Origin of the sequence: Labrys neptuniae (assembly GCF_040797145.1) — a bacterium.
Classification (GTDB): Bacteria; Pseudomonadota; Alphaproteobacteria; order Rhizobiales; family Labraceae; genus Labrys; species Labrys neptuniae.
The window spans coordinates 219,190-233,424 of the sequence record NZ_JBFNQD010000008.1 but is presented as its reverse complement, the minus strand read 5'-3'; the positions used below and the strand labels follow the sequence as shown (position 1 = coordinate 233,424).

The 14,235-nt window shown below is 64.8% G+C and carries 13 protein-coding genes; 8 read left to right on the top strand and 5 right to left on the bottom strand.

What is annotated here, in order from left to right; all coding sequences use genetic code 11:
* Positions 1 to 93 precede the first annotated feature (93 nt).
* The 3 genes from ABXS05_RS22450 to ybgC form a co-directional block, all read right to left on the bottom strand.
* Positions 94 to 549, bottom strand: coding sequence for an ExbD/TolR family protein (locus tag ABXS05_RS22450; protein WP_311939984.1), 456 nt, complete (start codon positions 547 to 549; stop codon positions 94 to 96).
* 40 nt (positions 550 to 589) lie between these two features.
* Positions 590 to 1,309: a protein TolQ gene (gene tolQ, locus ABXS05_RS22445; protein ID WP_068285660.1), complete on the bottom strand. Its 720-nt coding sequence runs from the start codon at positions 1,307 to 1,309 to the stop codon at positions 590 to 592.
* Positions 1,310 to 1,888: 579 nt separating this feature from the next.
* Positions 1,889 to 2,332 (bottom strand): tol-pal system-associated acyl-CoA thioesterase, encoded by a 444-nt coding sequence (gene ybgC / locus ABXS05_RS22440; protein ID WP_367625443.1) that lies wholly within the window; start codon positions 2,330 to 2,332, stop codon positions 1,889 to 1,891.
* A 188-nt stretch (positions 2,333 to 2,520) separates the two neighbouring features.
* Here ybgC and ybgF point away from each other — a divergent pair, with 188 nt between their 5' ends.
* The 6 genes from ybgF (at position 2,521) to ABXS05_RS22410 (ending at position 8,696) form a co-directional block, all read left to right on the top strand.
* The gene (gene ybgF / locus ABXS05_RS22435; RefSeq protein ID WP_367625442.1) at positions 2,521 to 3,681 is read left to right on the top strand and encodes a tol-pal system protein YbgF; all 1,161 of its coding nucleotides are present in this window, start codon (positions 2,521 to 2,523) and stop codon (positions 3,679 to 3,681) included.
* 65 nt (positions 3,682 to 3,746) lie between these two features.
* Positions 3,747 to 4,802 (top strand): tRNA lysidine(34) synthetase TilS, encoded by a 1,056-nt coding sequence (tilS, locus tag ABXS05_RS22430; protein WP_367625441.1) that lies wholly within the window; start codon positions 3,747 to 3,749, stop codon positions 4,800 to 4,802.
* Positions 4,803 to 5,046: 244 nt separating this feature from the next.
* Positions 5,047 to 6,975, top strand: a complete 1,929-nt coding sequence (gene ftsH / locus ABXS05_RS22425) for an ATP-dependent zinc metalloprotease FtsH (RefSeq protein ID WP_311939993.1) — start codon at positions 5,047 to 5,049, stop codon at positions 6,973 to 6,975.
* 301 nt (positions 6,976 to 7,276) lie between these two features.
* Complete coding sequence (locus ABXS05_RS22420; RefSeq protein WP_367625440.1) at positions 7,277 to 7,693, top strand: hypothetical protein; 417 nt, start codon at positions 7,277 to 7,279, stop codon at positions 7,691 to 7,693.
* Between the two features lie 127 nt (positions 7,694 to 7,820).
* A complete protein-coding gene (locus ABXS05_RS22415) occupies positions 7,821 to 8,216 on the top strand; it encodes a DUF6152 family protein (protein WP_311939997.1) in 396 nt (131 codons plus the stop codon).
* Between the two features lie 15 nt (positions 8,217 to 8,231).
* Positions 8,232 to 8,696, top strand: coding sequence for a DUF6644 family protein (locus ABXS05_RS22410; RefSeq protein ID WP_367625439.1), 465 nt, complete (start codon positions 8,232 to 8,234; stop codon positions 8,694 to 8,696).
* Positions 8,697 to 8,706: 10 nt separating this feature from the next.
* Here the strand turns inward: ABXS05_RS22410 and ABXS05_RS22405 are convergent, their stop codons facing one another.
* Positions 8,707 to 10,509 (bottom strand): ABC transporter transmembrane domain-containing protein, encoded by a 1,803-nt coding sequence (locus ABXS05_RS22405; RefSeq protein ID WP_311940000.1) that lies wholly within the window; start codon positions 10,507 to 10,509, stop codon positions 8,707 to 8,709.
* Between the two features lie 333 nt (positions 10,510 to 10,842).
* On the opposite strand from ABXS05_RS22405, the gene mgtE reads away from it, so the two are divergent.
* Both mgtE and rpmE read left to right on the top strand, forming a co-directional pair.
* A complete protein-coding gene (mgtE, locus tag ABXS05_RS22400) occupies positions 10,843 to 12,216 on the top strand; it encodes a magnesium transporter (protein ID WP_311940002.1) in 1,374 nt (457 codons plus the stop codon).
* Positions 12,217 to 12,363: 147 nt separating this feature from the next.
* Positions 12,364 to 12,591, top strand: coding sequence for a 50S ribosomal protein L31 (gene rpmE, locus ABXS05_RS22395; protein WP_068285651.1), 228 nt, complete (start codon positions 12,364 to 12,366; stop codon positions 12,589 to 12,591).
* A gap of 303 nt (positions 12,592 to 12,894) precedes the next feature.
* Here the strand turns inward: rpmE and ABXS05_RS22390 are convergent, their stop codons facing one another.
* Positions 12,895 to 14,103, bottom strand: coding sequence for an MFS transporter (locus ABXS05_RS22390; protein ID WP_367625438.1), 1,209 nt, complete (start codon positions 14,101 to 14,103; stop codon positions 12,895 to 12,897).
* Positions 14,104 to 14,235 lie beyond the last annotated feature (132 nt).

Here is a 14,235-nt window from a genome sequence, read left to right as displayed (position 1 = left end):
CCCCTTCGACGTCGCCAAGCCATCCCTGTCTCTGTGTCATCCGCCTACCCATGCGGTCATCGGTCGAGACAGGGGAATGTGAATGCCCCGTTCCTAGCTCTGCGGCTGGGTCACCAGCGCGGCCTTCTTGAATCCGGCGCCGGTGATGTCGCTCATCACCTTGGCGATCTGATCCCAGCTCGCCTTGCCGTCGCCCTTGACGAAGATACGCTCATCCGCCCCAGCCCCGTTCTCCGTCATCGCCTTGAGGCGACCGAGCAGATCAGGCTCCGGCTTGTCGCTGTCGTTCAGATAGGACTGGCCGTCCGCCTTGATGGAGACGGTGATCGGGCGCTTGTCCACCGAGATGGCCTTCGCCTGGGTCTGCGGCAGATCGATATCGACGCCCTGGGTCAGCAGCGGCGCGGCGACCATGAAGATGATGAGCAGCACCAGCATGACGTCGATGAACGGCGTCATGTTGATATCGGCGATCGGCGCCTTGTGACGGCGCCGGCGGCGCGTCCCGCCGCCCGAGCCGCCGGATCCTGTCGCAACACTTCCACCCATGATGCTTTCCTTGAGATGAAGGACCGAACGAGGTGACCGCTCAGGCGGCCAGGCGCTCGTCGATCTGCCGCGACAGGATGGCGGAGAACTCGTCGGCGAAGCCTTCCAGGCGAGCCTGCTGCTTGGCGACTTCCGCGTTGAACTTGTTGTAGGCGATCACCGCGGGAATGGCGGCGACCAGGCCCATCGCCGTGGCGAAGAGCGCCTCGGAAATGCCGGGCGCCACGGCCGCGAGCGAGGTGTTCTTGGTGGCCGCGATCGACTGGAAGGCGGTCATGATGCCGACGACCGTGCCGAACAGGCCAATGAACGGGCTGGAGGAGCCGACGGTGGCGAGCACCAGGAGCTTGGATTCAAGACGCTCCACCTCGCGCTGAACGGTGACATCCATCACCTTCTCGATGCGCGCCTGCAGGCCGAGGAAGGAACGGCCGGGCGATTCGAGCGAGCGCTTCCATTCGCGCATGGCCGAGACGAACAGGCCGGCCATGCCGTAGTTCTGGCGCTGCGACAGCGAGCGATAGAGCTCTTCCAGGCTCTGGCCCGACCAGAACACCTGCTCGAAGCGGTTCATGGCGGCGCGCGACCGGGAAAACAGGATGGCCTTGTCGATGATGATGGCCCAGCACCAAACCGAGGCTGCCATCAGGCCCAGCATGACGATCTGGACGACCAGACCGGCATTCATGATCAATCCGAGCAGGCTCACATCGGTTACCGGAGCCAGGGCCGTCTGGGCCATATCGGCGGTCGCTTCCATTCCTTCAATTCCTCGTCCTGAGGCCGGCGGGCCAAAGCCGATCCCGAGGATCGGCGTCTTCTCAGTCTATCCGGTCCGCGGAGGATCGGCACATTCGTAGCCAGGCAGATCCGCGCAAGATCGGCCTATTCGCCACAATACTCGGCGAGTTCGATCCCGATCCTGAGCTTCAAGCCAAGATCAAGCCTGCCGAAGGCGTTTTGCTCTAGGGCGCCGCCCCGGCACACACCAAACGTTACTCGGGAAATCCACGCGCCTGATTGTGCAGAGCAACAACTCCAGGCGTCACGGGCTCCTTTTGACGTTTGAATGTGACCGCAGTGCGGCACCCCTTCCCAACCGCGATAAACGGCGGATTCCAGGCCTATTGATCATCGGTACCGTTAATGTCGGGTTACGGCCGGCTTCGATTCGCGAATTCTTATTTACGATGCGCTGCAACATTGATGGCAGCGACTTCAACGCCGGCCGATTACTGATTCCGACTGATGCGTTCCGCGATTTGAGGACAACGACCCAAACCGCGAAGAAGTGTTGAAACAAAAAGTTCGAGCCAAAAAGCGTTCACGCCTTGAGCCATCATGCTTTGGACAGCACAGTGCGCAGACTCTCCGGCAGACGCTGGGGCCTGCCGTTACGGATACATACCACCAGCACCTTGGCAGTGGTCAGGACTTCCGCGCCCCGCCGGATCGACTGTTCGAGGTGCAGCGAAGGCCCGCGCACCTCGCCAGCCTTGGTCTCCACCTCGATGATGTCGTCCATCAAGGCAGGACGCAGGAATTCAACCTGGATCGAACGTACGGCGAAGGCGATTCCCTCCTCGCGGTGAAGGGCGAGTTGGTCGACGCCGAGCGCGCGGATGAACTCGGTCCGCCCGCGTTCGAAGAAGCGCAGATAATTGGCGTGGTAGACGATACCGGAGAAATCGGTGTCCTCGTAATAGACCCGAAGAGGCAGCCTGTGGCAGATATCGTTAAGCACGCCACCGAAATTTGGCGGGGTTTGCGCCTTTTCTATCATGGGGAAAGCCGTTTGTTCAAAGTTTCGCCTGACTTGACCTGTGTGGTATCGACGTGACCGGAGCATGATGCGTTGTGGTGAGAACGCGCCTTGCTCGAATGCCGAGTTTCGACCCATCCTTGCGATTTACGGCGATTCCGCCAGATCGCAGAACGCCTTGGATTGATTGCAACCGAATGAGCCGCCCTATGCTCCGCCCCGCTTCCGCCGCGCTTTTGCTGGCCGTGACCCTGGCCCTGCCCTCGGGCCCGGTGCGCGCAGCGTCCTATGACGAAGGACTGATGCCGCCCGGCAGCGTCGGGCAGGACCAGTCCGCGCAGGATAATGGCTACACGCCCGACCAGCCCTATCCGCAGCCGCCTGCCCAGGCCGCGTATCCTGCCCAAACCGAGTATGACGGCAACGTCACCGGCTCGACCGCCGAGCCCCCCCCGGCGGCCACGGCTGCGGCACCCAGCCCGTCGCAAGGCGGCTATGTCGTGGCCCAGGAATCCACCATGGGCGATCTCCTCGTACGCGTACAGCGGCTGGAGGGTGAGAACCGCCGGCTGCTCGGCACCGTCGAGGATCTGCAGTCGCAGGTGCGCCGCCTCCAGGATGACATGAAGCGTCAGCAGGAAGATACCGAATATCGCCTGCAGGCCCTTGAAGGCGGTGGTGGCAAGGCGTCCGCTCCGAAGCCGGCCCCCAGCACGCCTTCGCGCCAGAAGAGCGGTCAGAACGCCCCTCCCGCCACGCAGCCCAACTCCCTGGGCAGCCTTCCCGCCGGCGGCGGCAACGATGTCGCCATGCAGGACTCCACCGGCGACGTTCCCGACCAGGCTCCGCCGCCCTCGACGCCGCGCCCGCGCAACTCCACCGTCTCCCCCGGCCTGCCGGGCATTGCCGTCGACACGTCGCGGCCGATGGCGAGCAATGAACCCAATGCCGGCGCCGAGCCGGCACCCGCAGCCCCGGCAACTCCGGAGGCCGAATACGCCGCCGACTATCGCTTGATCGAGACCCAGCGCTACGACCAGGCCGAGGCTGCCTTTCGCAACTTCATCGCCAGCCACCCCAAGGACAAGCGCGTGCCCGACGCCGTGCATTGGATCGGCGAGAGCCTCTATCAGCGCAAGCAATATACCGACGCAGCCGAGCAGTTCCTGAAGGTCACCAAGACCTACGCCAATTCCAGGCGCGCGCCGGCAAGCATGCTCAAGCTCGGCATCACATTGGCGGCCATGGGCGAGAAGGATGCGGCCTGCGCCGCGCTTCAGGCCGTCGGCAGCAAATATCCCAAGGCCGGCCCGACCATTCTCAGCGGTGCCGATCGCGAGATCAAGAAGAACGCCTGCAAGGTCGGGTGATCCCGGCCTTCGGCGCCCGGGACACCGCCATGGCGGATGCCGGTCATGCATCCGGGAGCCGTGCCTTGTCCGCACCCATTGCCCTGGGAGAGCTTCGCACCCTCCTTGCCGATTTCGGCAATCGTACGCATGTCATCCTCGCGGTCTCGGGGGGCGCCGATTCCACCGCCCTGATGTTGCTGGCCGCACGCTGGCGCGAGCAAAACCCGCAAACTTGCCTCACCGTCGCAAGCATCGATCACGCCCTGCGTCCCGAAAGCGCCGGGGAATGCCGTATCGTTGCCATGAGGGCCACGGAACTCGGCCTGCCCTGCATCATCAAGCGCTGGGAGGGCGACAAGCCGGCCGCACGCCTGCAGGAAGCAGCCCGCAACGCCCGCTATGCCCTGCTGGCAGAAGCCGCGACCGAAATCGGAGCGGATGCGATCGCCACGGCCCATACGCTCGACGACCAGGCCGAAACCGTGCTGATGCGCCTGATGCACGGCTCTGCCGTCGACGGCCTGGCCGCGATGCGCCCCGTCATGCCTCTGGCTGGTCTCAGCCTCATCCGCCCCCTGCTCGGCACGACCAGAGCCCGGCTGGTGGCGACCCTGCAGGCCGCCGGCATGGCCTGGCTCGAGGACCCGTCCAATCGCAATGCCCGATTCGAGCGCGTACGCCTGCGCGCCCTTCTGGCCCAGCTTGCCCCGCTCGGCCTCGATCCGGAGCGCCTGGGCCTGCTCGCCCGCCGGGCCGCACGCAGCAGCGACGCGCTGGAAGCCATCGCGGCCGAGCGTTTCGAGGTTCTGGTCCGTCGGGAGCAAGACTGCCTGCGGCTCGACGGCCGCGGCCTTGCGGCCTGCCCCGCCGATATCAGGCTGCGCATCCTGGAGCGGGCGGTGCTCGAGATGCGGGGCAGAAACCCGGGATCGGTCTATGGCCTGCGCCTCGAACGCCTGGAGGCACTGGCGGCGGCGCTCGACCAGGCTCTCCGCCAAGCTCTCGACCCGGGCGACGGCCAGGGCGGCCCCTGGCAGCGCAGCCTCGGCGGCACCCTGCTGCGGCTGGACAAGTCCGGCAATCTCCAAGTCACCCCCGAGCCTGAACGCCGACGCGGCATCACGAAAACCAAGATGTAGAAATTGTCATTTTCCGCCAGCCTTGCCCTAGAAGCGGCAAAATAATGGCCTATTTCAAGAAATTAGCGGCGCATGCGCCACTCGAATCTTCACCGTGACAAGCCCTCGGCACTTCTGTAAGGGAGCGCAGGGCTATCTATCCCACGGGCTTGCCTTGGCATTTGGCTCGCCTGTGCCTATTTTAGCCGCGATATGCTGTGGCGTCTCCTGCAGAAGGCAGGCCGTCCGCCGCGAAAGGCGAGAGATGAACGCGAACTTCCGAAATTTTGCGCTTTGGGTGATTGTCGTGCTGCTGCTGCTGGCACTCTTCACCCTGTTCCGGCAGACGGGCAGCCAGAGCGCCGCCGCCGACGGCTCGATCTCCTATTCGGAATTGGTGAAGTCCGCCAAGGAAGGCAAAATCAAGGATGTCACCATCCAGGGCAGCGAGCTCAAGGGCACCTACGTCAATGGTGGCACGGGCTTCACCACCCAATTGCCCAATGATCCGAATCTGGCCAAGACGCTGAACGACCTCAACGTGCAGGTCAGCGCTGCCCCGCCCGCCGAGACGCCATGGCTCCTGCAGCTGTTGCTGCAGGCCCTGCCGATCCTGGCGCTGATCGGCGTCTGGATCTTCTTGTCCCGCCAGATGCAGGGCGCCGGCGGCAAGGCCATGGGCTTCGGCAAGTCCAAGGCCAAGCTGCTGACCGAGGCCCATGGCCGCGTCACCTTCGATGACGTCGCCGGCATCGACGAGGCCAAGGAGGATCTGCAGGAAATCGTCGAGTTCCTGCGCGATCCCCAGAAGTTCCAGCGCTTGGGCGGTCGCATTCCGCGCGGCGTGCTGCTGGTCGGGCCTCCCGGCACCGGCAAGACGCTGACGGCGCGTGCCGTCGCCGGCGAAGCCAATGTGCCTTTCTTCACCATTTCAGGCTCCGATTTCGTCGAGATGTTCGTGGGCGTCGGCGCCAGCCGCGTGCGCGACATGTTCGAGCAGGCCAAGAAGAATGCGCCCTGCATCATCTTCATCGACGAAATCGACGCCGTCGGCCGCCATCGTGGCGCGGGCCTCGGCGGCGGCAATGACGAGCGCGAGCAGACGCTGAATCAGCTGCTGGTCGAAATGGACGGCTTCGAGACCAACGAAGGCATCATCATCATCGCGGCGACCAACCGCCCCGACGTGCTCGATCCTGCCTTGCTGCGTCCCGGCCGCTTCGACCGCCAGATCGTGGTCTCCAATCCCGATCTGTCGGGCCGCGAAAAGATCCTGCGCGTACATGTGCGCAAGGTGCCGCTCGCTCCCGACGTCGACCTCAAGATCATCGCCCGCGGCACGCCCGGCTTCTCCGGCGCGGACCTGATGAACCTGGTCAACGAGGCGGCCCTGCTCGCCGCGCGCCGCAACAAGCGCATGGTCACCCATCTCGAGTTCGAGGACGCCAAGGACAAGATCCTGATGGGTGCCGAGCGCAAGACCATGGCGATGTCGGAAGAGGAAAAGCGCCTCACCGCCTATCATGAGGCGGGCCATGCCATCGTCGGCCTCAACGTGCCCAAGGGCATCCCGGTGCACAAGGCCACGATCATCCCGCGTGGCCGTGCGCTCGGCATGGTGAAGTTCCTGCCTGAGGGCGATCGCTACTCGATGAAATATATCGAGTTCACCTCCCAGCTCGCCGTCGCCATGGGTGGCCGCGTGGCCGAGGAGATGATCTTCGGCAAGGAGAACATCACCTCCGGCGCCGCGGGCGACATCGAGCAGGCCACGCGCATGGCAAAGGCCATGGTCACCCGCTACGGCTATTCGGACGAGCTCGGCACCGTGATGTATGGCGAGAACCAGGACGAGGTTTTCCTCGGCATGTCCATGGGCCGCACGCAGAGCGTGTCCGAAGCGACGTCCCAGAAGATCGACGCCGAAGTGCGCCGCCTGATCAACCAGGGCTGGGACGACGCCAAGCACATCCTCACCGAAAAGCGGGACGACCTCGAAGCCCTGGCCCAGGCGCTGCTCGAATATGAGACGCTGACCGGCGACGAGATCCGCGACCTGCTCGACGGCAAGCCGCCGTCCCGCGATCCGCTGGAGGAGCCCCAGACGACGCGCGGCTCGGCCATCTCTGCCGGCAAGCCGCGCCGCCCGCCACCGCAGCCGGAAGGCGGCATGGAGCCTGCTCCTTCGGCCTGAGGGCCAAGGATATCCAATATTGATGGAGGCCGGTCGCGAGACCGGCCTTTTCATGTTGTGGGTGCCTCCAGCAGGGATCGGTCCGCAGCATCCTGATGGATGCCACGCTGGCGCAAATCGCAGAGGCAGCCGGCAAATCCTTTCCAAGGGTGTCACCGGCGAAACAACGCCTCTCCTCGCCTCGAATTGCCACTGTTCAGCTTCAGGGCGGTGAACTATGCAGCAATGTCGCAGTGCCTCTGCAGGCCTAGCGGCGACCTCCTCCAGCCCAGCCGCCCAGGCGGCAGACAGAGACCGTCCCATGCTGAAATATCTCGCCGGCGCCGCCGCGCTTGCCCTCTTCGCCGCATCGCCCGCCGCGGCGCAGAGCTGCGCGCAGAACCTCAAGACTTCCGGCGTTCCCCTGCTCACCGGCCTGACCTACTCGACCTGGGCCGTCTTTCCCAAGGTCGCTCCCGCCAAGGCCCTCGACAATGTCGGCCGCGCCTTGTCCGCCGAAGGCATCGATGTCGTCAGTGTCGACAAGCGGGCCGGCGTACTGATCGCCGACCAGGACAGCGCCAACAACGGCCGTCTCCAGACCATCCGCGTCACCGCCCGCAAGGCCGGCGGCGGCACCCGCATCGATCTGCAATTCCATGTGCAGGCCGGCCAGATCGCCACCCAGGACGCCCTGCGCTCCCATATCTGCCGCGTCGTGAACGCTGCGGGCCGTTAGCATGCGTGGCACCGGGCCCGTTTGCCGGACCGCGAGGCTGGACACGGGGTTTTGATGATCCGCGCATGATTTCCGCCTCATTCGCCGGCCACTCTCCGTCAACCGAAGCCGGCACGAGGGGGCATCGATGACGATTGCGGTCGAACGGCGCGCTTTTCTCCGTCTCGTCGGAGCGGGAGCCGTCATCACCTTTGCGCCCAAGGCCTTTGCCCATCACGGCTGGTCATGGGCCGAAGGCGAACAGATGGAATTGAAGGGCACCATCAAGGCGGTTTCGATGGCTCCGCCCCATCCTTCGCTGGACGTCACCGCCGAGGACGGCGTGCTTTGGCGGGTCGACCTCGCCAATCCCGGCCAGACGCAACGCTCCGGCTTTAGCGGCGACACCGCCAGGCCGGGCGACACGGTCACGGTGCTGGGCAACCGCGCCAAGGATCGCAGCAAGGCCTGGATGAAGGCCGTGCGCGTTACCATCGCCGGCAAGAATTACGACATGTATCCCGATCGGATCCAGACACGCTGAACCCGGCGGCCCGCCATGCTGGAAGTTCTCGCTGCCTGGCCAGGCGCGGTGCTGCTGCGCGAGACACCCACGGCCTATATCTTCGTCAATGCCGGGCATATTCTCGGTATCGGCCTGCTGCTCGGCGCCATCCTGCCACTCGATCTGCGGCTTGCCGGATTATGGCCCGCGGTGCCGATCGCGGTCATCGGGCCGTTCCTGACACGCGTGGCCGCCATTGGCCTCGGGCTCACCCTTGCCTGCGGCCTGTGGCTGTTCAGCGTGCGCCCAGGGCATTATGCCGATAATGCCGCCTTTCAGGCCAAGCTCGTTCTGCTCATGCTGGCCCTGATCAATGTCGGCCTCCAGCACCGTCGCCCGGCCTTCCGCGCTGCGCTCGCCGGCGGGCCGTTGGCTGCCAGCGTGCGGGTATCGGCCCTAGTCTCAGCCTTGCTCTGGCTCTCGGTGCTGGTGGCCGGGCGCTGGATCGGTTTCCTGTAGCCGACCTCGCTCAGGCTGCATCCCTGAATTGCAGCTGCGCCAGCCGCGCATACAGGCCACCGCGCGCCACCAGGGCTTCGTGCGTGCCCTCTTCGACGATGCGACCGTCATCGAGCACGATGATGCGATCGGCGGCCTGCACCGTGGCCAGACGATGGGCGATCACCAGCGTGGTACGCTCGGTCATCAAGCCATCGAGGGCTGCCTGGACCGCCTTCTCGCTTTCGGAATCGAGTGCGGAGGTCGCCTCGTCGAGCAGCAGCACGGGGGCATCCTTGAGGATGGCGCGAGCGATGGCGATGCGTTGGCGCTGGCCGCCCGACAGTGTCACGCCGCGTTCGCCGATCGGGGTGTCATAGCCCTGCGGCATGGCGCGGATGAAGCCGTCGGCGGCGGCCAGGCGGGCCGCCTCCTCCACCTCGGCATCGCTGGCATCGGGGCGGCCGAAGCGGATATTGTCGCGGGCGGTCGCCGCGAAGACCACCGGGTCCTGCGCCACCACGGCTATGCGCTGGCGCACGCGCTTGGGATCGGCCTGCGGCAGCGCCACCCCGTCCAGCCTCACGCGCCCGAACTGGGGATCGTAGTAGCGCAGCAGGAGCTGGAACAGCGTGCTCTTGCCCGCGCCGGACGGTCCCACGATGGCAACCGTCTCGCCCGCCTTCACGGCAAGATCGACATCGTGCAGCACCGGCTTGTCGGGCTGGGCGGGATAGGCGAAGGTCACGCCTTCGAAGGCGACGGCGCCGCGCGCCGGCTCGGGGAGGGCAAGCGGCCGGGCGGGCGCCGAGATCGCCGGCCTTTCGCCGAGAAGCTCGCCCAGGCGCTCTGCGGCGCCGGCTGCCTGTACGATCTCCGCCCAGACCTGGCCGAGCTCCGAAAGAGCGCCGGCGCCGAATACCGCATAAAGCACGAATTGCGACAAGGTGCCGGCTGTCATCGTGCCGGCGACCACGTCATGGGCGCCGAGCCAGAGCACGCCGACCACCGAGGCGAACACCAGGAACAGTGCGATCGCCGTCAGCATCGCGCGCGAGCGGGTCGAGGTCGCGGCAGCCTGGTAGGCATTTTCCACTTCACCCGAGAAACGCCCGATGGCCAGCCGTTCGGCCGTGAAGGCCTGCACCACGCGCATCGCGCCGATGATCTCGCTGGCATAGGCGGAGGCGTTGGCCAGCGTGTCCTGCGCCTTGCGCGAGCGCGTGCGCACGGACCGGCCGAAGGCGACCAGCGGCAGCACGATCAGCGGAATGGCGATCAGCACCAGCGCCGAAAGCTTGGGGCTGGTCCACACCATCATCACCACGGCCCCGGCAAACAGGAAGAGGTTACGCAGGGCAACGGAAGCGGAGGAGCCGAAAGCCGCCTTGATCTGCGTGGTGTCCGCCGTGAGGCGCGAGAGCACTTCGCCAGTCTTGACCGTGTCGAAGAACAGGGGCGAAAGCTGGGTGAGATGGGCAAAGACGGCGGTACGGACGTCTGCGACCACGCGCTCGCCGAGGGTCATCACCAGATAGTAACGGGCCGCGCTGGCCAAGGCGAGAATCAGCACCACGCCTGTCATGGCCAGGAAGTAGGAATCGATGGCGGCGGCATGTCCCACCGAGAAGCCGAAATCGATCATGCGGCGCATGGCGACCGGCACCACCAGCGTAGCCGCCGCCGCCACCGTCAAAGCCAGGAAAGCCAGCACGATGCGGCCGCGATAGGCCAGGGCATAGGGTGCCAACGCCATCAGCGGGCGCAAGGTCCGGCTATTCCTGGAGGATTCCGCGGTATTTTCTCGGGTTTTCGGGTCAGTTTCCGTGGCCACGTACTATTCTTCCTTTCGAGCGCGCGGGACAATGCCCCGCTGTGGGCGCGGCTGCAATCGCACCGGCCCAAACCGCTTCAGTTTGCCGCGCTCTCCATATTATCGCGCAGTGCAAAAAAGCGCTTGACTGCGACGGCTGAGAGGCGCAAGTCGCGATTGTTCCGGCCTTTGGATTTATTCCAAAGGAATCGTCCTGGCCGGGCCCCACGAGATCAACGAGATCATGCCAAGCGACAGTAGCAGTCGAATGTTCGCGCCGTTGACGGCCTGTAAGGACTGACCGCTCGCGGGCTCGTCCTTCCGGCCGGCAACGGCCGAGAGGAAGGAAGAGCCATGGAAGACCTGGCTGAAAAGACCGTTGACGTCGCCGACCGCGACATCCTCGAGGTGTGCCTTGGCCTCGAGCACGTAGCCGACATCGTCGAACTGCTCAATGAGCAGGAGATCGAGGAACAGGCTTATGTCCTCGTACACCTGCCCGACGAGCGGGCGATCGAAGTGCTCGACCAGCCGGGCCTGGACGATCCGGCGGCGTTGATCGAGGCCCTTCCTGCCGAACGGGCCCTCAAGCTGATGGCCGGCATGTCCTCGGACCGTGTGGCGGATGTCTTCCGCTACATGAACGATCCGCCGCGCACCGATCTGCTCAACCGGCTCGATCCCGAGACCCGCGCCTCGCTCGACAGGCTGCTGTCCTACCCCGAGGACACCGCCGGCGCACTGATGACCACCGAATTCGTGTCCGTGCCCTCGTCCTGGACGGTGGAGCAGACGCTGGATCACATCCGCCGGGTCGAGCGCACGCGCGAGACGATCTATTCGGTCTATGTCCTCGATCCCAAGACCCGCCAGCTCCTGAAGGCCGTGGCGCTGCGCCGGCTGATCACGGCCGATCCCAAATCCTCGGTGCTGACGGCCGCCCGTTTCGACAAGCCGATCACCGTCGCCCCCACGGCCGACCGCGAGGAAGTGGCAAGGCTGATCGCCAAATACGACCTCCTGGCCGTGCCGGTTGTCGACGACAGCATGCATGTCATCGGCATCTGCACCTTCGACGACATCATCGACGCCATCGTGGCCGAAGGCACCGAGGACGCCCAGAAGTTCGGCGGCATGGAGGCGCTTGACGACCCTTACGACCAGATCGGCTTCTGGTCGATGATCAAGAAGCGTGCCGGCTGGCTGTCCGTGCTGCTGCTCGGCGAGATGCTCACGGCGAGCGCCATGCAATTTTTCGAGGGCGAACTCGAGAAGGCGGTGGTGCTCACCCTGTTCATCCCGCTCATCATGTCTTCGGGCGGCAATTCCGGCTCGCAGGCAACCTCCCTGCTCATCCGCGCCCTGGCGCTGAGCGAGGTGAAGCTGAAGGACTGGTGGCGGGTGGCCCTGCGCGAGCTGCCCACCGGCGTCGTGCTCGGCGCCATCCTTGGCCTGATCGGCATCGTGCGCATCGTGGTCTGGCAGAAGGCCGGCTTCTACGATTACGGGCCGCATTGGGCCCTGCTGGCCCTGACCATCGGCTGCGCCCTCACCGCGATCGTCACCTTCGGCTCGCTGACCGGCTCCATGCTGCCCTTCATCCTCAAGAAGGTCGGCTTCGACCCCGCCAGCGCCTCCGCACCGCTGGTCGCGACCCTGGTCGACGTGACCGGGCTCGTCATCTACTTCACCGTTGCCCTGGTCATTCTGAGAGGAACGTTGCTGTAGCCGGTGCAGAAAGGTGATTCCCGCATGTGAGAAATGCGGGGCCAGTGCTTGTATCCGGACCGAAATTGCGCTATCGAGCCGCCCACTCATTCGAATTTGACTTGTCCGACCGGGGTAGCGCTCCGGCACAGAGCAGGATTTGACCCCATGAAGGCCGACATTCATCCCGACTACCACAAGATCAAGGTTGTCTTCGTCGACGGCACCGAGTTCTACACCCATTCGACCTGGGGCAAGGAAGGCGACACCCTTCAGCTCGACATCGACCCCAAGACCCATCCGGCCTGGACCGGCGGTTCGCAGCAGCTTCTCGACCGCGCCGGCCGCGTGTCGAAGTTCAACCAGCGCTTCGCTGGCATCAGCTTCAAGCGCTGAGCACGAACATTCGGATATCGACGCAAGCGGGCCTTCGGGCCCGCTTTTGTTTTGGGCTGTCTTGGTTATGGAGGCGGGTTTTCAGACCCGCCCTGCTCTCTCATCGAGCCTCGTGTCTCCAGGCGGATCCGAAGATCCGCCCACACACACAAAAAGAAGCCGCGATAAGATATCGCGGCTTGTCCAAGTCGAAACAGGGAGGCGTCAAACAGAGTGAACAGGAGCCACTCGAACATCCAGCAAGCTGGAATGGCAGCGAGGCTATCGCAGAAGTCTTGATATTCGGTTAACGCCCGGTCCCGATCAGGCGGCGGCCGCGCAGAGCCTGTCCTCCTTCGATACCGGCGTCAGCCGGCACGAGCCCAGCAGCGCAGCCGTCAACGCAACGATGCCGGCCGCAAGCGAGATCCAGAAGCCGTCGGCGGCACCGAAGCGGTCGATGACCCAGCCCGAGGCGAAAGAGCCGACCGCCATGCCGATGCCGATGCCGGTCATCGCCCAGGTGATCCCTTCCGTCAGCCTGGCTGCCGGGACATGCCGCTCGATCAGGCCCATGGCGGTGATCAGCGTCGGCGAGATCGACACGCCGGACAAGAACAGCAACAGCGCCAGCATCGCGACATTCGAAACGAACAGCAGCGGCACGGTGGTGGCCGCGGCCACCGCGATGGCGATCACGAACTGACGCTCGAGCGGCATGCCGAGCTTCAGTGCCCCGAATACCAGCCCGACGATGAGCGAGCCTGCGGCATAGCCGGCGAGCACGAAGCTGGCCGCCGTCGCCTGCCCCAATTCCCTGGTAAAGGCGATCACCGTGACCTCGGCCGTTCCAAAGATGGTGCCGATGGCAATCAGGACGAAGGTCAGGATCTGCACCGACGGCAGGCGGATGGCCGAGGAGCCGCCGCTTTCGGTGAAGCGGACCGGCGGCTCGGTGGATTTCTGCACCACGAAAAGCGCCGTGCCGACGGCAAGAAACACGGTCGAGACCAAGGGACCGGCCTCAGGGAACCAGGCCACGCTCAGGCCGACCGAAAGGATCGATCCAGCCATGTAGACAACCTCGTCGGCTACCGATTCGAAGGCGAAGGCCGTGTGCAGTTGCGGCGTGTCGCGATAGAGCTCCGACCAGCGGGCCCTGACCATGGCCGGCATGCTGGGCATGGTGGTGGCGAACAGCGCCGCGACGAACAGGATCCAGGCCGGCCAGTGGAAATGGGCGGCCAGCAGCAGAACCGAAAAAGCGGCAACCGATAGGCTGGTGGCGGGAACGAGGACTCGGCCCTGGCCGTAGCGATCCACCATGCGGGAGATCTGCGGGGACATGAAGGCATTGCCGAGGGCGAAGGTGGCCGATACAGCGCCGGCCAGCCAATATTCACCGTGTGTCTGGGAGATCATGGCGACGATACCCATGGTCACCATCGCGAGCGGCAGTCGCGCCAGGAATCCGGCAGCCGCGAAGGCCTTTGCCCCCCGCGCTCGAAAAATCTGGCTGTAAGGATTGGACATCGGTCACTCCAAAGCGGAAGAGGATGCATTGACATACGCAACGTATGTATTCGACATAGTTGCATACGTCTCGTATGTCAAATAATATACACAACGTATGTGAAGGGGATGATTGGCTGCGAAGGAGATGCC